14 protein-coding genes are annotated in these 19324 nt (G+C 42.9%); 8 read left to right on the plus strand and 6 right to left on the minus strand.

The genetic code is table 11. The annotated features are described in order from the left end of the window. Positions 1-296 precede the first annotated feature (296 nt). The gene (locus ACVBIO_RS13575; RefSeq protein ID WP_447159680.1) at positions 297-1628 is read left to right on the plus strand and encodes a toxin-antitoxin system YwqK family antitoxin; all 1332 of its coding nucleotides are present in this window, start codon (positions 297-299) and stop codon (positions 1626-1628) included. Between the two features lie 246 nt (positions 1629-1874). On the opposite strand, the gene ACVBIO_RS13580 is transcribed toward ACVBIO_RS13575, so the two are convergent. The 3 genes from ACVBIO_RS13580 to ACVBIO_RS13590 form a co-directional block, all read right to left on the minus strand. Beyond that, a complete protein-coding gene (locus ACVBIO_RS13580) occupies positions 1875-2126 on the minus strand; it encodes a DUF2999 family protein (protein ID WP_248471200.1) in 252 nt (83 codons plus the stop codon). A gap of 166 nt (positions 2127-2292) precedes the next feature. Further along, positions 2293-2874, minus strand: coding sequence for a GNAT family N-acetyltransferase (locus tag ACVBIO_RS13585; protein ID WP_447159679.1), 582 nt, complete (start codon positions 2872-2874; stop codon positions 2293-2295). A 134-nt stretch (positions 2875-3008) separates the two neighbouring features. After that, positions 3009-3830 (minus strand): helix-turn-helix domain-containing protein, encoded by an 822-nt coding sequence (locus ACVBIO_RS13590; RefSeq protein ID WP_447163249.1) that lies wholly within the window; start codon positions 3828-3830, stop codon positions 3009-3011. A gap of 228 nt (positions 3831-4058) precedes the next feature. Here ACVBIO_RS13590 and ACVBIO_RS13595 point away from each other — a divergent pair, with 228 nt between their 5' ends. Further along, complete coding sequence (locus ACVBIO_RS13595; protein ID WP_447172820.1) at positions 4059-4739, plus strand: Bax inhibitor-1 family protein; 681 nt, start codon at positions 4059-4061, stop codon at positions 4737-4739. Positions 4740-4802: 63 nt separating this feature from the next. Here ACVBIO_RS13595 and ACVBIO_RS13600 read toward each other — a convergent pair whose 3' ends face one another. Next, complete coding sequence (locus ACVBIO_RS13600) at positions 4803-5834, minus strand: HlyD family secretion protein (RefSeq protein ID WP_447172821.1); 1032 nt, start codon at positions 5832-5834, stop codon at positions 4803-4805. Next, entirely contained in the window at positions 5831-6142 is a 312-nt protein-coding gene (locus ACVBIO_RS13605) for an Mg2+ and Co2+ transporter (protein WP_220765366.1), read from the minus strand. The genes ACVBIO_RS13600 and ACVBIO_RS13605 overlap by 4 nt, the downstream gene beginning before the upstream one ends. A gap of 864 nt (positions 6143-7006) precedes the next feature. On the opposite strand from ACVBIO_RS13605, the gene ACVBIO_RS13610 reads away from it, so the two are divergent. The 6 genes from ACVBIO_RS13610 to ACVBIO_RS13635 all read left to right on the plus strand — a co-directional run bounded on the left by ACVBIO_RS13610 (position 7007) and on the right by ACVBIO_RS13635 (position 17390). Continuing rightward, the gene (locus ACVBIO_RS13610; protein WP_447172822.1) at positions 7007-9412 is read left to right on the plus strand and encodes a PKD domain-containing protein; all 2406 of its coding nucleotides are present in this window, start codon (positions 7007-7009) and stop codon (positions 9410-9412) included. Positions 9413-9669: 257 nt separating this feature from the next. After that, entirely contained in the window at positions 9670-10761 is a 1092-nt protein-coding gene (locus tag ACVBIO_RS13615) for a cysteine synthase A (RefSeq protein WP_447172823.1), read from the plus strand. Between the two features lie 280 nt (positions 10762-11041). Further along, positions 11042-12523 carry an anaerobic nitric oxide reductase flavorubredoxin gene (gene norV, locus ACVBIO_RS13620; protein WP_447163244.1) on the plus strand — a complete coding sequence of 494 codons (1482 nt, stop codon included), beginning with the start codon at positions 11042-11044 and terminating at the stop codon, positions 12521-12523. Between the two features lie 4 nt (positions 12524-12527). Next, positions 12528-13748 carry an NADH:flavorubredoxin reductase NorW gene (gene norW, locus ACVBIO_RS13625; RefSeq protein ID WP_447163243.1) on the plus strand — a complete coding sequence of 407 codons (1221 nt, stop codon included), beginning with the start codon at positions 12528-12530 and terminating at the stop codon, positions 13746-13748. Positions 13749-14071: 323 nt separating this feature from the next. Beyond that, a complete protein-coding gene (locus ACVBIO_RS13630) occupies positions 14072-15010 on the plus strand; it encodes a transporter substrate-binding domain-containing protein (RefSeq protein WP_447159670.1) in 939 nt (312 codons plus the stop codon). Position 15011: 1 nt separating this feature from the next. Further along, positions 15012-17390: an EAL domain-containing protein gene (locus tag ACVBIO_RS13635; RefSeq protein WP_447172824.1), complete on the plus strand. Its 2379-nt coding sequence runs from the start codon at positions 15012-15014 to the stop codon at positions 17388-17390. Positions 17391-17561: 171 nt separating this feature from the next. Here ACVBIO_RS13635 and ACVBIO_RS13640 read toward each other — a convergent pair whose 3' ends face one another. After that, positions 17562-18947 carry an aminotransferase class V-fold PLP-dependent enzyme gene (locus ACVBIO_RS13640; RefSeq protein WP_447163241.1) on the minus strand — a complete coding sequence of 462 codons (1386 nt, stop codon included), beginning with the start codon at positions 18945-18947 and terminating at the stop codon, positions 17562-17564. Between the last annotated feature and the right edge of the window lie 377 nt (positions 18948-19324).

The raw sequence follows: 19324 nt of genomic DNA on the forward strand, positions 1-19324 counted from the left end.
CATGATTATACGCCTATCCTTGACTCTTTTTAGAGTACAGTTTGATAAGCAGTTACACAAAGTTAGTTACAGTCTCATTCTCAGGTTTACGTCTTGCGAATTAAAGATGATAAATCATCCCAAGCTTATTGCACCGCAAGGCCTGCAAAGTTGTTGGCCTTGTTTTACACATATGACAATAAGTCCCGTACTAGCCACTTATAGCGAGCTATCCCTCTCAGTTTACATACTGTACTTTCGCCTGGTTGATTTTTACTTTAGGATGCACAGCATCTATCGCTGTTAGTTGTAACCCTATGAATTTTATTAAATCTATTATTACTCTTGGCTTTATGTTCATCAGCTTATTATTTGTGGGTTGCAGCGATCAAGCAAAGCGTAAACCCATTGAGTGCAATACCTTTGAGCGCTGCTATGTATTGAGCTTGATAGCCGGGGAAGAAGCGCTGCAAAGCCACACTGAGTTTAGCCAGCTCAAAGTAGTGGTTGCAGTAGATTATGACGTTGGTAAAAGTACTGAAGTACAAACTAAGGTTAAAAAGTCGAGCGGTTCAGCGACATTTGATGCACTTGCTAAGCAGGAGTTACAAGGTTCAATCGAAGCATTATTGCCTGTTTTGGCGACACTTTCTGAAGAGGAACAAGAGAAAGGCGAGTCATTCAATACAGACTTTATTATGAAAACAGCCGATTTCCCCGTTGAGCCAAAAGTCGAACTAGAACCTGAGTTAGTTGAATATTTCTTTGATAATGGCCAGTTGAAGCTCCGCGGCTATGAGCTAGGAATTGATAGGGTGGGTCATTGGCAGACTTTTTATGAGGACGGCACACTACATTATGACGAGCACTACCCTGCGGGAATAAGAAAGCGTTTTCATGAAAATGGTCTGCTCGCACAAGAGGGATTTTTTGATGAAGGGCTAGAGCAGGGCGAATTTACAGATTACCACGACAACGGCAGCCTTAGAGCTAAGCGTAACTTTAAAGATGGCCAGATAGTCGGCTTCGCTGAATCTTATTCAGAGGATGGAACACTAGATCAACGAGCCAATTTCGATGCTCAAGGTAATGGCACATTACAAGAGTTTTGGCCTAACGGGCAACTGAAGTGGGACACGGCGGTTATTAATGGGCAGCCCAGTGGTGAGCAGAAGTATTACGACCTTCAAGGTCAGCGAATGGTTGCCAAGGCTCTCGCCGCCGCCAAGCTGTTTCAGCAAAGCATTACTGATAATGATGTTGATACGTTTATGGGCTTTATTCTCGATGAAGAGATAATGTTTGAAGGTGCAAGGGTCGCTTATCAACGTATTATTTGGCAGTTCACCGAAAGGATGAAGTCAGGCGCTTTTAGTCAAGATTCAGCGACATTTACTGAGCCCACCCAAATGTTTATTGATGGTGATGAATATTGCGCTTATTTGCCGATGACAATTAGTACACAAACTGCAGAAGGCAAGATATTCAGGAACTCTGCTTTATTGGGATACTCTACCGATATTGGTAAAACGTGGAAGTTTGTTGATGCCAGCGATGGTCACGATGTGATTGGTGCAGTGCTACCGCTAATTCCTAATGATTTGACTATCCCTAAGTTTGCAGAGCCTAAGATAATGGCGCGTGATTAAAGCTTGATGATTAAAAGCTTGTGGTTAAAAGATTGATGATTAAAGCGCTGGAAAAACTGATGATTATAATTGGTTTGATATAAGCATTTTCATCTGTGCTTGAGTGTATCGCTTAGCAACGCCTAATGAATGGCCGTTAGAAACAAAAACGCCTTGTAGCAAAGGCTGCGCAAGGCGTTTAGGATAACTTCTTTTGTAGTATTCAAGCTGCTTACTGCAAGAGCAGGTGCTTTACTTTTGCAACTATTACTTTTGCAGCTGGGCTTTTGCCGCTTCAACTTTGGCAAAGTCTAGGCCTAGCTCTTCAACAGCTTCTTTAATTAAAGCTGGGTTTTGCATAACAAGACCCATTAGCTGCTGTAGCTTCTCTGGTGGAATACCAAGTTGGCCAATCACTGCCATAGCCATCATTGGGTTTTCAGTCAGAGTTTGGAACAGCTCTTTAGCTTGTTCATCACTTACATTGTGCTCTTTTAAGATCGCAAGAATCGGGTTCATTGCATTACCTTTATATTGGCTAAAATCAATAGGCCTAGATTTTAACACTCATCACGGTTTTTATACCAAGCTAAATCGACAGTATGCCAAGTTTTACCGATTTCGACTTTGGTAAAGCGCCTTTATAGCAGCGCTGAAGCATTAACTGCGCGGGTAATAATCATGCTTATAAAGCCTGAAATTGCGCCTTGGTGATGCCATAGTGCACGCGGTCGTCAAACCCCAGCGCCATTTTGAAATAATCTTTTTGGGTACCTTCATGCACAAAACCGCACTTTTGCATGGTTTTATATGAGCCGGTGTTACTAATGTGGCAATCGGCAGTCACTTTATGGGCATCGAGCTCACTAAAGGCAAGATGAGTTAAAAACTTGCAGGCCGCAGTGGCAATACCTTGACCCCAAGCGTGCACTGGCAGTTGATAGCCGACTTCAAAGTTACCCTGCATAAACATAACCGCAGGTAAGCCAGCCATTCCCATATATTGACCATCAAGATCGCGAATAACGACAGTGATGTTATCTGGCCATTGGCCTTTGCTAATCGCCTCTGCGGTGTTTTCAATAATCGGGTTAAAGAAGCCTTGGTAAACCTCAACTGGCGATGGTGCGAAAAACAAATACTCTGCGACCTTAGGATCGTCCAGCATGGTGATGATCTCACTCAGATCACTCGCCTTAATTAACTCAATCGTTAGCGAGTCTGTTAATGGGATTGCTTGGCCTAATTTAAATTGTGTAATCGACAATGTTGCTTACCTAAATAATGAATATGCGCCCATCATAGCGTGGCCAATAAGCTAGCGATTGAACATTTGCGACAAGTTTCAGCTATCGTTTGCTCAAACCAATTGCTGCAGACAGCTTTAGCGGAACAGCTTTATTATTCAAAGTCGCCATAAATATCGATAACAAGATCCCGTGCGCTGATGTAACCAGCTGGGGTTACGCCTAAGATCTTTTTCATCTGGCGGATCAAATGTGGCTGATCGCTAAAGCCATATTGATCGGCTAAAGCGGCCCAATCTGGATTTAACGGATGCTGGTATAGATGGGTAAACAATGCCTCAAACTTCACTATGGTTTGATATTGCTTAATGCTCAAGCCAACCACTTTGCTAAAGGCACGCTCTAAGGTGCGTTTGGTACAAAAACACTGCTTGGCTAAATGCTCGCTGCTGAGCATGCCATTGCTTTGTTCGATAAAGAGTAAGGACTTTTCAACTAAGTTTACCGTGGGGTCAGACTTTGCGATGGTGAGCAGCGGGCTGAGATCTCGCTCAACCTGCTGTAGCAGTGTTTCTTTATTTGCTTGCGCTATTAAGGCTTGATAGCGTTCAGGCGGCAGTAAATCATCTAGCCAATCTATTTTTACGCATTGGTTGATAACTCCAGCTTGCTGTTGCTTAAGTTGATACAGCGCCGTGGGAGTAAAGCGAAAACCTAAACGGGTCAGTGGCGGTTTATCATCAAGGATCAAAGTCTGAGTATTGGCTGTAAGCAAGTAGCTGCCACTGCCTGAAAACTGAGCTTTAGCACTGGTGTATTGATAGGGCTGCTGGCTGGGCGAAATTATATAATGGGCATTAACATTGGGCACCAGTTGCGGCATGGCATCAATGTTGTCGTCAGCAGAAACATCGAGATACCACACCCAATCAATCAGGTGCTTTAGTGAGTCTATTTGATGTTTCCAAGTGATCATAGCTAGCTCGATAAAAGGCCGTGTTTGAATAATAACAGGCTTTAGAGGTTAGCCTAGGAAGATTTGAAGTGCAGAAAGATGATTTTTGTATATGTATTATGCAGTTAATTCCTTGTTTGTTGATATGTTCTGCAAAAGTTATTCGCCGCTATATAGCTAAACTACTGCCTTGGTTAAGCTACGCGAAATTTATAGCATTCGCTTGGTGTTAGTCAAAAGGTAGTTGGCATGCAAAGATCAGAAGTCAGTATGAATCGGTATTTATCAGGCGTCTTTTTAGAAGACAGGCCTGTAAGCAAACGGGTATTCAATTTAGTGATTGGTTTTGTGCTAATTTGGGGTTTTAGCATTAACTATCTTGCTGTTGCGTATTTTCCAGTTGAAATACTGCAATGGATAAATCCTTGGGTGTTATTGGCAGTTGTGTTTGCTTCATTAATGGCTGGCTGCTTGATTATGCTCAAGTATCCGGTGCCCTTGATTAGTTTTTTAGGCTACAACCTGATGACTTTGAGTATTAGTATTACCTTGAGCCTATTCCTACAAGGATTTACTGCTGCAGAGGTCGCGTTAGCTGTTGAGTACACTGCAGGCATTACCTTACTAATGATTATTACCGCAACGATTGTGCCTAAGCTCTTTGTTAGTTTTGGTAAAGTATTGTGCGTGGTAGGTGGTTGGATTGTGTCAGTTGAGCTGACTTGGTTGCTGTTCTTTGGTCAGAGTCACGATATGATCCATTTGATTGCTGCACTGAGCATGTGTGGTTACATTGGTTACACTTGGGCCGTTGCTTGTGAGTACGGTGAAACCTTAGATGAAGCGATAGACTTTGGTGGCATGCTGTATGTGCACATTATTAATTTATTTATGCGTCTTCTGCATCTTATTGAATCACTGCGCTCGTAATTTGGCACGAAATGAGATTGAACAAAAGCACAGCCTAAGCTGTGCTTTTTGTTTTTGATTGCGTTATAGCGGATTAAGGTAAGACTTAACCGCGGTTAAGCGCACGGTTGCGCCGCCAATAATGTCGAGAAAGCCTAATATCGACAGAGGTTTATCGGCACTTATCCATGCTGACCCCGTTGCGCCAATAGGTAACATCGCCATCGTGGCCTCATCAATTTCTAGCACTACGGTACGCCCAACAAGCATTGAACCTAAGTTGATATGACGAGATACCATCTGTTCGCGAGGTAAGATATCTCCTTGAGCTTCACCCGTTGCTTCAACCTTGCTGTGTACTCTAGCTCTAAAAATCTGCCCTGGATAAGCATCAATATAAAACTCGGCAAATTGACCTGGTTGAATATAGGCAAAGGATTGATCTGGAATGCGCATTTCGACAAATTTACGCCCAGTATCCCACAGGTGCATTGCACCGACTCTTGAGCCATCGGCGATATAAACATGGGTGACCATGCCGTCAAACGGAGCGCGAACTTCAAGGCGTTTGAGCTCAAATTGTTGCTTACGTAGTTGGGCATATTGCACCTCAAGCTGAGCGTGTTGCACCTTAAGCTCAGCTTTAATGATCTCTACGTTATCCTCGGCATTTTCTAAGTCGCGCTCGCTAACATGCTCGCCAAGGTTGGCTTTGCGTTGATGAGTACGCTTTGCTTGCGCCAGCTTAACTTCAGTGGCTTCGATGCTGCGTTCAACCTCATTGATGCGTGCATTGATTTCATCGATTGCGCTGCTGACCTTGTCATCCACTAAGGTGTAGAGTAGATCGCCCTTGTTTACCTGCTGGTTATGATCGATGGTAATTTTATCAATCTGTTGTCCAAACGCAGGTGAGAGGATCGCGTGAGGAGCTCTGACCGTTGTCGAGTTTGTCAGATCCGCAGGGGAGTAAAACCGGTGAGCTAAAAACAGGGTGAGGGCAATTAAGCAACCTACAAACACGCTGATAAAGTAGTTACGCGGTCTAGACTTGATCACCTTGAACTTGAACAACAACCAGACAATAAAAATATACGGTAGCATTATCTCTTTCATGCTCGGGTTCCTCTAATCCACTCTTGTGCTCGGTCCCAATCGGTAACGATGGCAATAACAGCCAGTACCCAAAGCGGCTTCCAAAACAGGCCTAACATACAAAGCCAAAAGACTAACTTGGCCTGTCGCATGCCGCGCTCTTTAGCGAGATATTTAGGAAGTGAATGTAGGTGCCATAGCTTTAACGCTAACCAGCTAAAAATACCGATAGTGATTAGGGTGACGACCCACATAAAGGCAACTGAATCAAGAAGTACCATCACACTAGGTAAGTGTTCATAAACTAGGTTGGTTTCATGGATTTTCATTCAACTCTCTTAATCAACATTTGATCGGTTAAGGCTTAATACGCATGCAATATTAGCGTTTGCTAGCTGAACCCAGGTTGAACTCTTGGGGCAGTTATAGAGATTTGTGTCATTAAATTGCTATTTTGATAATGAATCGATGTTTTAGGGGGGAGTTAATTTTGATACGTTAGTTTAGTTAAATGCATTTTGTTGAGTATTTTCATGCTTTAAGTTGGGTTTGCATTCGGTGAAATGCTGCTTTAATTTTATTTATCTTTAATTTTATTTTCATTTAATCAGTAGCTTGCTATCAGTATTTGTTTTTTGGTTTTTTTGGTAGGGATTATCGCTTAAGCGTTTGTTTTTAGCGCTATATGTTGTTTTGAACGATATGTATGAAGATAATCATCCGCGAAATAGCTACTCGGAACGCACCTAATATCCAGTTTGTTGTTTTCCTATTTTTTAATGGGGAGGGGTAAGTCAATGAAGTCGTTCTATAAAGCCATATGAATTGATTGAGCTTTTATCGTTTGCATGACTCGATATAGAATGACTTTTTATGGTGTTGATAAGTGGGTAATTAATAACGATTATAAAAAAATGCACTATGCGAGTAGAAAGTTGGCTATATTTTTCACTAGCTATTTCAATGCTTTCATCAGTAATTCATCTTTAATGCCCCTATCAAACAAAACTTAACACTGTTTTACTTTGCTGAATAAATACTTATACAAATTGATTACATACTTCTGTAAGATCATGTCTCTAAAATGAGTCGTGGGTCTGTGATGTTAGAGAGTGAGCTAATGGAATCCTCCCTTCTTTCGTCAGTTTGCTTACTCGCGATGTTTAACAAGAAAGATTATAGAAATAATAATCATGTTGAAGAAAAGCATATTGTCAGTATTTGTTAGTAGCGCTTTAATTAGTGGTTGTGGCAGCTCAGATGACAACACTCCAATCGAAATCCCCAATACCGCGCCTATGCTAAGTGCCGAGTTTGCTCCATTGACAGAGAAGTCAGCCTCGACGCTGTCAGTATCTGCGAGTGACAGTGATGGCAGTATCGCAAGTTATTTATGGGAGCAAACTGCAGGGCCAGAGCTTGAGCTTTTAGGCGCAGATTCAGCACAAATCAGCTTTACAGCTCCTTCAGTTGCTATCGATACGCCAATCAGCTTTAAAGTGACTGTTACTGATAATGAAGGCGCAACGATAGCAGTTACCGCTGACACCAATATTGAACGTATTGAAAATATCTATAAATTAGCTGGTAAAGTCGTAGGTGAACAATATTTTGGCGCTAAAGTGGCTGCGACAGTTGGTGATGAGGCTGTAGAAGGCTTAGTCGATGAGACGGGTAACTTTAGTGTTGATCTAGCTGTTGATGATGATGTTGAGTTGAACTCGAGTGTGAAGCTAACCGCGGCTACAGAATCAAGCTTGGAACTCGCTTCGCTTTTACCTTCATTATCTCAGTTGAGCGGACTTATTGTTGAGGTTCAGGCAAGTCCAAAGTATCAAAGAGTCGCATCTCAAGGCGTACAAGCGGTAGAGAATACGCCTGCTATCTCTGTCTCTGCAGTATCGACGGCATTATACAGTCTTCTCGTTGCTGCCAATGGCGGTGAAGAGCCTAGTAATTTAGAGGCCTTTGAACTCGTTGAAAGTCAGATTGATCCTGATGCCTTGATTGAGGCTGCTGCTGTTGTACAGATCCTAATTAATAGTGATGAAGCGATACTTGAAGACGGTGCCGATCTAGTATCTGTGCTTGCTGACCCTGCTCAATATAATGCATTGGTTGAAACCATTGAAGAGGCGACGCCAGGCGCTATAGAAGCGGCGATTGATATTGTAGTTACCGATCCTGAATTAACGCCGCCAGTTGAAGCTGCTGATATTCCATCTTTATATTACCAAACTACTCCAGTAGCACCGACTTTCATTGCCCGAGGCGGCAGTCGTTATGAGTTTGCCGATGATAACAGTGGTGAGCTTGCAACTAGCTATGGTGTTTCTAAGTTCACTTGGTTGGTTGAAGCTGGGGATATTTTACTCACATATACAGACGCTCAGCCTAGTGCGAGCTACCCAAGTGTTAGCTCATTAGATAAGCTCTCACAAGAGCTGAGAGATAAAATCCTCGCGGCAGGGATCACTCAAGTTGAAGTGAGTAATGAACCAATAACCGAGCGTATGACGCGCCTGACAACAGGCTCAGCATTAGATACTTATCGAGTAGAAAGTGTCACTAAAGTGATTATGTCACCTGTTGAAGTCGATGGTGAAATTATTACGGAGACTTGGGAGAGTACATATTCCTCTGATACTTTGATGCGTAAGTCGGCAACCGCAGGTGTCGAGTTCGTCGATACGAATATTGCCGGTTTATGGGGATTTGAGGTCTATAACGACATAAGCAAAGACAGTAATCACTTTGAAGTGCTGGAATTTCTAGCTGGTGGCAGTGGTGTGAGTAAGGACACTGGTGCTGAGTTTGATTGGTCTGTAACAGACGGCACTTTAGTACTAGTCTTTGCTGACTTTAATCAAACCTACTCTATTATCGATAGTAGTGAGGGTGATTTGGCGATCTATGCTGAAGCTTCAGATAAAGATGGCAAGTTACTCGCTTCACTGTTTGGCTTCGCGACTCAGTTAGATGCGGCGACAAGCTTTACTACAGAAACCGCTTTAACAGGCACAGAGCAATATTGGCAAACTACAATTAATCAGTGGTCAGCCGACTCCTGGGATGGTGATAAGCTGAATTACTGCTATTCAGTAACGAGTCTGGATTGCACTGCTGCCGAGAGCGTATTTTTTGGCTTCCAAACGCGAGATGACAACTCTGGAACTCGCTTTTGGGACGCCGAAGGCACACCGCCCAATCTAATCAATTATTCTGGTAATGCAATGACTTGGGCCGTCGAGACTAACGGTAAGTTAAAGCATAGCTTTGCCGATTGGAAGTGCTGGGATAAAGACGAGTCTTGCGAGTACCGCGAGTGGCGTTTACTAAAAGTGATTGATGGTCGTATAGGTAAGCGTTTCTATGTACAAGAAGCGCAGGTTTGGCGTCAAAACTCTACCGATGAGTGGAACTACTATATTGCACCACGCTGGAACATGTACGAGCTAATTGACTTAGAGTATTTCAACAATGCTAATTCAGAGCAAGCAAACTCACCGAGTAAGCGACTATCGAGCAGCCCAATGGTTAACTCTGCGGTTCAACGCATGATCCTTGAGCCAAATAGAGTATCTATGCTCAACCAGTAATCTAAAGTAAATATGTAGCATTTTGCTGCACATGATGTTCATTGATAAGGCCTCTTCATCGTCATTGAAGAGGCCTTTTGTTTTTAGCTTAAAGTGTTTTTCATAAGCAGATTCATCCTTTTATAAAATGGTAGTGCCCTTATGCAGAGAGTTAGGTTAGTGAGTCACTGGCCGCTATTAGGTTAACTTCGGCTATTTGGCTTAAATCAAATCTGTGCCTAATATTGAATGAGTATCAGCAACAGAGATTGTTATCTATGTCAGCTCCCCTAAGCTCATCATGCCAGTTACCCCCCGCCGATTGCATTTCAAACAATATCACTGAGCTTATTGGTAATACGGATCTATTACGTATTAACAGTCTCAGTGATCTTAGTGGCTGTGAGATCTTACTTAAGTGTGAACAGCAAAACCCCGGCGGTTCTATCAAAGACCGCGCCGCCCTGCAGATGGTGCAAGATGCTGTTGCTAGCGGCAAGTTAACTGCTGGAATGACCATAGTCGAGGGGACCGCGGGTAACACTGGTATTGGCTTAGCTTTGGTGGCAAAGGCTCTTGGGTTCAAGATGTTAGTTGTGATGCCAAAAGGCCAAGCGCCAGAGAAGGAGCAGATGATCTCGCTTTATGATGCCGAACTTAAGTTAGTGGATGCCTGTCCTTTTGCCAACCCCGAGCACTTTTATCATACGGCAAAGCGTCTTGGGGAAGAAAATAGTGATTACTGGTGGGCCGATCAATTTGAAAATACGAGTAATTTTAGGGCGCATTACCGCAATACAGGCCCTGAGATCTGGCGGCAAACCCAAGGCAAAATAGATGCACTCGTCTCAGTTGCGGGCACTGGTGGCACGATTGCGGGCAATTCTCGTTATCTATCAGCTAAGAATAGACAGTTGCAGACTTGGCTGGTAGATCCCGATGGATCCGGTATTTATCACTACCTAAAAATGGGCGAATATGCCTCTAGTGGAGGCTCTTTTACCGAAGGGATCGGCATTATGCGTTTGGTGGAAAACTTTAATCAGGCGAAGATCGATAAAGCGATCACCCTGCCTGATCTCGACTTGGTTGCCATTGCTCGGCATGTTAAATCGCATGATGGCATAGTGTTAGGCAGTAGCGCAGCGCTGAATGTCGCGGGAGCGCTTTATGCTGCGGCAAAAATGGGCTCAGGTAATACCATAGTAACTTTTTATTGTGACCAGCCAGAACGCTCTTCATCTAAGCTCTACAATGAACAATTTTTACAAGAAAAGGGCATTAGTGAACAGAGTGAAACGGCTGAGGCGATGTTTAGTCGCTATCAAAAACAGCCATTATCGGAGGTCGTGGAAGTTCAGTTTGAGTAGATAATATCGGCTGAGATTGGGAGCTAAGTTATATTTTTATTGATAACGATATAAAACTTTACTCCCATTACTGCAACTTTTCGGAGTTACATGTCATTGTCATTAAGACATAATCAGTGTCTTTTTGATGTGATTTATTGATGTCATTTAGACAGCTATTTGTTCGTGTTTTTTATTTAGTTCAGCATAATCAACTTGTTAATTTGTTGGCATGTTAACTGCTATTACTTATTCAAGTTTAGTGTAAACACACTAGTTGAATTAAGTAATAGGTGCACATATGACAATCCATGTAAAAAACAATATCCACTGGGTAGGCCAACGCGACTGGGAAGTACAAGATTTCCACGGTACAGAATTTAAGATGACTAAAGGTACGAGCTACAACAGTTATCTTATTCGCGAGCAAAAGACGGTATTGATCGATACCGTTGACCACAGATTTAGTCAGCAGTTTATTCAAAATCTAGAGATGGAGATCGATCTACATCAGATTGATTATATTGTTATTAACCATGCAGAAGAAGATCATTCCGGCGCACTGGTTGCATTGATGGCAAAAATTCCTAACACGCCGATTTACTGCACCGAGAATGCGGTTGATTCGATAGTGGGTCATCACCATCACCCAGAGTGGAACTTTAATGTGGTGAAAACCGGTGACACTTTGGACATTGGTAATGGCAAGCAATTGATCTTTATCGAAGCGCCGATGTTGCATTGGCCTGACAGCATGATGACATACCAAACAGGTGATGGGGTACTTTACAGCAACGATGCCTTTGGCCAGCACTATTGCGACGAGCACCTGTTTAACGATGAAGTCGATCAAACCGAGTTAATGGATCAATGTTTGCGTTATTACTCTAATATTTTGACCCCGTTTAGCAGCCTAGTCACCGCGAAAATTCATGAAGTGCTGAGCTTTAATGTGCCAGTGGATATGATCGCAACCTCTCACGGCATTGTATGGCGTGATAATCCGACTCAGATCATTCATCAGTATCTTGAGTGGGCGAATGATTACCAAGAAGATCGTATTACCCTGTTTTATGATTCTATGTCGAATAACACGCGCATGATGGCCGATGCGATTGCACAAGGGATCCATGATGTTGATCCGGGTGTGGCGGTTAAGGTGTTTAATGTGTCACGCCAAGATAAGAATGACATTCTTGCCAGCATTTTTAGATCGAAAGGGATCTTGGTGGGATCATCAACCATGAATAACGTGATGATGCCAAAAGTGGCTGGCATGCTTGAAGAGATCACTGGCTTGCGCTTTAAAAATAAGAAAGCGGGTGCTTTTGGTAGTTTTGGTTGGAATGGTGGCGCGGTGGATCGCATTCATACTCGCTTAACTGATGCGGGCTTTGAAACTACATATGGCATGAAAACTAAATGGCGACCAGACGGTAAAGCAATGCGCGAATGTCGTGATTACGGTAGACATATTGCTAAGCAATGGGCGCTTAAAGATCTATCTGAACCATTAAAGCAAAACATTGTTAATCGTGAACCACCTCAAGTTGATTTGGCTGTTGAATGTTTCACTCCAAGTGCTCCAGCGGCCGTTAGCGCTAGTGACACCAGCGAACAACGCATGCTCTGCACTGTGTGTAATTGGGTTTATGATCCGGCTATTGGTGAGCCAAATCAAGGTGTAGATCCAGGCACGACATGGGCCGATGTTGCTGAAGACTTTCTCTGCCCTGAATGTGGGATTGGTAAAGGCGTATTCCAACCAATAGCAGAGGCTTAGCGTGATGAAGGACCAACATGATGCACCGATTATCATTATTGGCAGTGGCTTTGCCGCTTACCAGCTTATTAGAGCGATCCGGCGTAGCGATCCCATTACTGCGATTCACGTTTTTACTGCTGATAATGGTGATGATTACAACAAACCAGACTTGAGCCATGTGTTTTCAAAGCAGCAGCTAGCGAGTGATCTGGTGCGAATATCAGGATCAGAGTTAGCCATAGAACTGAATTTTGAGTTACATGCCAACACTTATGTGGAAGAGATTGTTCCGGAACTACACCAGATCTACGCTGCAGGAAAAATCCATCATTATGCAAAACTGGTGTTAGCAACGGGTGCAAGCGCGGTGGTCCCAAGGATGACTGGCACGGCAGTTGATAGCGTGGTGACGCTAAATAGTTTGCAAGAATTTCAACGTTGCCAACAAGATTTGCATCAAGCGGAGCGGATCTTAGTGATTGGCGCAGGTTTGATCGGAGTCGAGTTGTCGATGGATCTTGCCAGTGCGGGTAAACAAGTGATCACCGTGGATGCTTGCGATCAACTGATGGCAAATTTATTACCTGAGTATATTGCCAATCAACTCGCTAAGCAGATGCAGCAATTGGGCGTGCAGCTTGTGCTTAGTAATACGGTTAGCCGCATTGATTATGGCGCTAATAGCGCAATAATCGAGAACAGTGAGCTTAATACTCCTAGTCTTAATAATACTCCTGATCTTAATCATGGTGGGGGGCTGGAGGTTGAGTTAGCGACAGGTGACATTTTTAGTGTCGATCGCGTCCTCTGTGCTGTAGGTTTGCAAGCTAACACCCATTTAGCCAAACAGGCTGGACTGCAATTGGGCCGCGGGATTGTGGTGGATGATTACCTGCAAACATCTGCGAGAGATGTGTTTGCAATCGGTGACTGCGCTGAAATTAATGGTCAGGTATTAGCGTATTTACAACCTGCTTTATTGGGCGCTAACGCATTGGCTAAAACATTACTGGGTCAGGCGACGACACTCACATTACCAGCCATGTTAGTCAAAGTTAAAACGCCACATTACCCCATTCAACTTGCGGGAAATGCCGCTAAAAATGTAAGTCGTTGGCAGCTGGATATTGATGCGAATGGTTGCAGTGTAACAGCGTTTAATTGTGATGGAGAGTTGCAAGGCTTTGTTGTAACGCAGGGACACATGACCAATGCTTTTGCTTTACTTAAACTTTTAAATTAACAGTTTACGTAAGCTTGTCTAAAAGCCAGCTTAGTTGGCTTTTTTTATTGGCTATTTTTTATTGATTATTCTTTATTGGGTTTTAGTTGTCTTTGACTATTTTTACGCTATTCACTTGTAATTGACTCGTTACTGATTAGTATCTATATGCTTGTTTTAATATGTTTATTTTGTATTTTGTCATGCTAAGTGAGAAAATCTTAGCGTGATTGCTAAAATTGCTGGCTAGGTCGTGGAATTTATAGCGGCTATCGGTATACTCCACGCTCAAAATTCTACCTAAATATTCCTTAAGTCGAGAGACATTTACAATGAGGTTTCAAGTGAAATCAAGGCGCACTTCTACGTTGAACAAAGGCTTGCTGGTCCTTTTCTTTTTCTGGGTGTCTGCTTCTCAGGTTATGGCAAGGGATTTAGCTGAGATTAAAGCTGAAGGGGTGTTACGTCATGTCGGCGTGCCCTATGCCAACTTCGTTTCTCAGTACACAGAAGGTAACAAGATTAGCCATAGTGGCCTCGATATTGAGCTGATGCAAAACTTTGCTGAGCATCTTGGTGTTGAATATCAGTTTGTGCCAGCACAATGGACAACGGTTCTGGGTAAGCTGACAGGTCGTAATGCGCAGTTTATTGATAAGCAGATTGTTTACGGTGAATCAATGCCGATAGCGGGAGACATTATAGGCAACGGCTTGACTACCTTAGATTGGCGTAAGGAAGTTATTGATTTCTCTGATGACTACTTTCCATCGGCGGTATGGCTAGTGGCACGTACCGGATCAGAGTTGAAGCCCATTAAGCCGACGGGGTCAACGCTTAAGGATGTCGCCATGGTTAAAGAATTACTCAAAGGTCGTGATATTTTGGCGATGGAGCAGTCTTGCTTAGAGCCTGATCTTTATGACTTACATTTGACGCAAGCAAATATCATTTTGCCCACTAAGCAGTTGCAGTTGAATGAAATGGTGCCATTTTTACTGACGATTGAAGCTGAAGCGACATTACTCGATGTTGCAGATTCACTTATTGCCATAGATAAATGGCCTAATTCGATTAAGATTATCGGTCCTATTTCAGAAGACCAAAGAATGGCTATTGGCTTTCGTAAGAACTCGCCGCAGCTGCGTGAGGCCTTTAATCAGTATCTAAAGCAGATCCGTTTAGATGGTAGCTATAATCGGTTAGTGAAAAAGTACTATCCGACAGTGTTCCATTATTATCAAAACTATTTTGAGCAGTCTGCTGCTGGTATTCATCATTAAAATGAAACACTTAAAATGGTTTAATAGTAAAACCACCATCATTATCGCGGGTATCTTACTCAGCGGATATTTAATCCTTATCTTGACTGTAACTAACTTAGGTCAGAGTCGCTTAAAGGAATCACAGAATAGCGCGCTGAATCTCAGGGTAAGTAATTACACCGAGAGTTTAAGTTTTTTCTTCGATGCCAGTGAAAAGAGCATTGCTAATTTAAGTCTTCAACGTGATGTGAATACTTATTTTTCAAACCTAGCCGCAGGTATGTCGCTGCAGTATGGCTTAGGAACAAGCTTGTTTAGCCTTACTCGGACGATAGATAATTTTACCCAGTCCAATAAGATGGAGGATCAGCTGATCTATTCTAGGGTGATGATTGTTGGATTAGGTGAAACAGTCATTATCGATACTGAGCCTGAGCAGAAATTTGATATTAGCCAACTGCCAATTAAAGAGATGGAGACTGTTGGCCAGAAGATGCACCTCGTTAAAGATGCTAATGGCATTAGCGTTCAGTTATTGCAGACGATTTATCATCAGAATAAGCCTATGGCTATCTTGGTTGCTTATTTTAATACCGACCTGCTTATTCAATTACTCTCGACTCAGGAACATAAAGACAGCGGCAGTTGTATCAAGTTGATCACGTCTGCTGGCGATATTTCAGTTTGGGATTCTCTGCCTAACAACCAGACAAAGTTAAGACACTTAAGCGGACAAGACTCTTCTGGGCTCATCTATTTTGAAAAAAGGGTATATTCGACTCCTTTTACATTAGAAGCTTGGTTTGAACCTGTTAGCGAACAAGATATTTTTACCTCTGCTTGGTTTATTGCTGCGATTTCGCTGCTTGCGCTGCCAGTATTTATGGGCTTGATCTTTCTAATGCGCGTCAATAACGCCAACTTAGTGCTCCAGACACAAGTGGAGTTATCTGCAGAGCAACAGCAAAAACTGGCGATGCAAAATACTCAATTGCATGAAGAGATCTCCAAACGTAAGACCTCGGAAAGTCAGCTGGCTTATCAGGCGACTCATGATGAATTAACCAACTTAGCTAATCGCACCCATGGTATGGCTCGTTTACAAGAGGCGATTCGTAACGCGCATGCGAAACAGGCTCAAGTTTTACTGCTATTTATCGACTTAGATAATTTTAAGCAGGTGAACGATACCGAGGGACATCACGCAGGGGATCTACTATTAAAGCAAGCCAGTGAACGCTTGATAAATGCTGTGCGTACCACTGATATTGTAGCGCGCTTAGGCGGTGATGAGTTTTTGGTTATTGTGCCAGAGATCCAGCATCAAGATTCAGCCAAGCTGGTGGCAAATAGTATTTTATCTGTGTTTGAAAAGCCGTTCCATATTGGGCAACAAGAGTTCTTTATTTCTGCCAGTATTGGTATGTCTGTGTATCCTAGAGATGGCAGCAATGCGTCGACATTACTGAAACGTGCTGATACGGCCCTGTATAGCGTTAAAGATATGGGCAGAAACGGTTTCAGTTTTTACGATGAGAGTATGAACCTCGATATACAGCGAAATTTTGCACTCAATGTGCGTCTGCATCAGGCTGTTCAGCAAGGTGATATCGAGATCTATTATCAACCGATCTTAGATCTTACCACACGCAAAATAGTTGCTGCCGAAGCGCTTATGCGCTGGACCGACAGTGAACTTGGTTTTGTTTCGCCTGAAGACTTTATTCCTTTGGCGGAAAAAAATGGTTTGATCCACCGACTCGGTGACATTGTTTTACATGAGGCTTGTACTCAAGCTGCTGCTTGGCAGGCGATTAGCCCAATCACGATAGCGATCAACTTCTCTAGTGTACAGTTCCGTTATTGTGAGCAGTTACAGGCGCGGATTGTGGATGTATTAAGGACTACAGGCTTACCTGCAAGTCAGCTCGATATGGAGGTGACTGAGAGCTTATTGATCGATCAAGGTCATGCCCTGATGCAGATGTTGTCATACTTGAAGCAACTCGGCGTCGGCTTATCTATTGATGACTTTGGTACTGGCTATTCGGCGCTCAGCTATCTGCAGAAGTTTTCATTCTCAAAGTTAAAAATTGATCGCGCCTTTATCAATAATATGAGCACCTGTAGCTCCGATGAATCGCTGGTATTAGCCATACTGGCGATGGCGAAATCGTTAAAGCTTAAGGTGGTTGCTGAAGGGATTGAAAACGAACAGCAAGCATTGTTTTTACAGCAAAATAATTGTGAGTTCGGTCAAGGATATCTGTTTAGTCGTCCGGTTCCTGCGGCTGAGTTTACCCAGCTATTAATTAATGATCAGCTATCACTTAATGAGCCGTTATGCAGCCAGCAAACTGATATCACCCAAAATCGGGATATTAAGCAAGTCAGTTGAACGAGCCCGTTGAATAGCCAGTTGAATAAGTCAGTTGAATGAGTCAGTGAGCAGGCCCAGTCGCTGCGATTAAATCAGAAAACGGTCTGTCTTTGATAAAAGACAGGCCGTTTTTATTTCTGTAAGCGTAAATTTTGCGAGGGGATTCACCTCACTTTACACCTATTGGTATTACTTCATTTCGCGATAGAGTTGCTTCATCGCCTTAACCAGTCCCTTAACATCATCGTCGTCGTGGAAAAGGTGAGTCGAGATACGCAAAGAGTGAGTCTTGATGTGGTCATTTGGGTCTAGATAGAAAGAGGTGGTTCTAACGATATAACCATACTCCTCATGTAAACGGTCGCGAAACTCGGTCAGTAGCTCGCCATTGTTTAAGTCATCAAATGGGTTAAACGTGGTTAGGCCGCTTGAAAGCTTGCGAATATTCGGCGCGAAGATCATTGCATCAGGGAACTTCTTAGCTAATTCTTTCTTACACAGCGCGCTTAAATCTAAAATACGCTCTTCAATTGCATCACGTCCAATTTCATCCCACAGTGCGCAAGCGTCTGCTAATGCACGTTTTGCTGGGTAGTTATCCTGACCAACCGATTGCAACTTAGTTTGTACTTCAGCTGCAGATGAAGAGGTATTGATGAACCATAGTGGTGTTTCGCGATCGCTCCAAAACTCAAATAGACGATTGGCGTTATCACGTACATATAGAAAACCGGTTGCGCCTGGGCCGCACTGCCACTTATGGCCTGCACCAGAGTAAAAGTCACAGTCGATATCATGGAAATCGAGATTGAACATACCTGGCGTGTGGGCGCCATCGACAATGGTGATAATCCCATTTGGAATGGCGACTTTTTTACAGATTTGCTTAGCAGGCAAGGTGGTGCCTGTAGTGAAGGTGACGTGAGAGAACACCATCAAGCGTACTCGGTTACCATACAGGTTGACTGCGTCGTTAAACACCTGCACGAAATCATCGCTGCTGACTTCATTATTCGGTGTATACACCGGCAGTGCCAACTCAATGACTTCGGCGCCATAGCGTTGTGCCACATGCTTTAGTGGCGTTGTAACGCCGTGGTGCTCATGGTTGGTGGTTAAAATGATATCGCCATATTCAAACTGCAGGCCATTGATAATGGTGCATAAACCGTCAGTAGTATTGCGACATAGCACCAATTCATGTTCATCTGCACCAAAACTCGGGGCGATCTGCTTAGCATAATCTAAGGTTGGAATATTGCTGTTCCAAGGGTTAATCGAGATCTGCTCATTGGTGCGGTTATAGTTCTTCAGTACGCGCTTAGGCATGGTACCTGCTGTACCGATATTCATGTAAGTGGTGCGTTTATTTAAAATGAATTCATTACGTACCTTGTTCCAAAAGCCATGTTCTGAACCGTGACCATGGAAAGTCTCAATATACTCATCAGTGCTCGCTTGAGCGCTTGCAGGTAATAGCGTTGTTCCGGCAGCCGCCAGTGCAACACCTGTCGTTGTCTTCAAAAAACGTCTGCGATCGACATTAGCTAAGCTTGCTTGATTTTCATGTTTCATATTTATCCTCGCCTTTAATTGTCTTTAAAATTAATTGTTTATATTTTTATTTGTTGTTTTTGGTTGTTAGGTGGTAAATGCTATGTTTATTGATGGATTTTATAGTCTAAAAATAGCTAATAACGTGATTTATATCGCATATAGTATTTTGCTTTTTTGTCATAAATCCATGCATTTCAATAGCTTTGACGGTAATTTGACGCTTTGTGTTATTGACGTGTTTAAACTTGATTTTTTATTGATTAATTTAACTTTTTCATAAAAACTAGCAGGGCTAGCCAGTGTGACTTAGCATTTTGTAGCAAAATGAAATTCATTGTCTAAAAGGCAAAAATTGATGCGAGTAGAAGCTATATTTTTACAGTCAAGTTTGACTA

This window comes from Shewanella sp. 0m-8, assembly GCF_052977265.1.

What these genes read in the sequence shown, in the direction of transcription:
- ACVBIO_RS13635 (WP_447172824.1), top strand. Translation starts at nt 15,012, where the DNA reads ATGAAACACTTAAAATGGTTTAATAGTAAAACCACCATCATTATCGCG.
- ACVBIO_RS13580 (WP_248471200.1), bottom strand. Translation starts at nt 2,126, where the DNA reads ATGAACCCGATTCTTGCGATCTTAAAAGAGCACAATGTAAGTGATGAA.
- ACVBIO_RS13590 (WP_447163249.1), bottom strand. Translation starts at nt 3,830, where the DNA reads ATGATCACTTGGAAACATCAAATAGACTCACTAAAGCACCTGATTGAT.
- ACVBIO_RS13610 (WP_447172822.1), top strand. Translation starts at nt 7,007, where the DNA reads ATGTTGAAGAAAAGCATATTGTCAGTATTTGTTAGTAGCGCTTTAATT.
- ACVBIO_RS13575 (WP_447159680.1), top strand. Translation starts at nt 297, where the DNA reads ATGAATTTTATTAAATCTATTATTACTCTTGGCTTTATGTTCATCAGC.
- norW (WP_447163243.1), top strand. Translation starts at nt 12,528, where the DNA reads ATGAAGGACCAACATGATGCACCGATTATCATTATTGGCAGTGGCTTT.
- ACVBIO_RS13615 (WP_447172823.1), top strand. Translation starts at nt 9,670, where the DNA reads ATGTCAGCTCCCCTAAGCTCATCATGCCAGTTACCCCCCGCCGATTGC.
- ACVBIO_RS13640 (WP_447163241.1), bottom strand. Translation starts at nt 18,947, where the DNA reads ATGAAACATGAAAATCAAGCAAGCTTAGCTAATGTCGATCGCAGACGT.
- ACVBIO_RS13595 (WP_447172820.1), top strand. Translation starts at nt 4,059, where the DNA reads ATGCAAAGATCAGAAGTCAGTATGAATCGGTATTTATCAGGCGTCTTT.
- ACVBIO_RS13600 (WP_447172821.1), bottom strand. Translation starts at nt 5,834, where the DNA reads ATGAAAGAGATAATGCTACCGTATATTTTTATTGTCTGGTTGTTGTTC.
- norV (WP_447163244.1), top strand. Translation starts at nt 11,042, where the DNA reads ATGACAATCCATGTAAAAAACAATATCCACTGGGTAGGCCAACGCGAC.
- ACVBIO_RS13605 (WP_220765366.1), bottom strand. Translation starts at nt 6,142, where the DNA reads ATGAAAATCCATGAAACCAACCTAGTTTATGAACACTTACCTAGTGTG.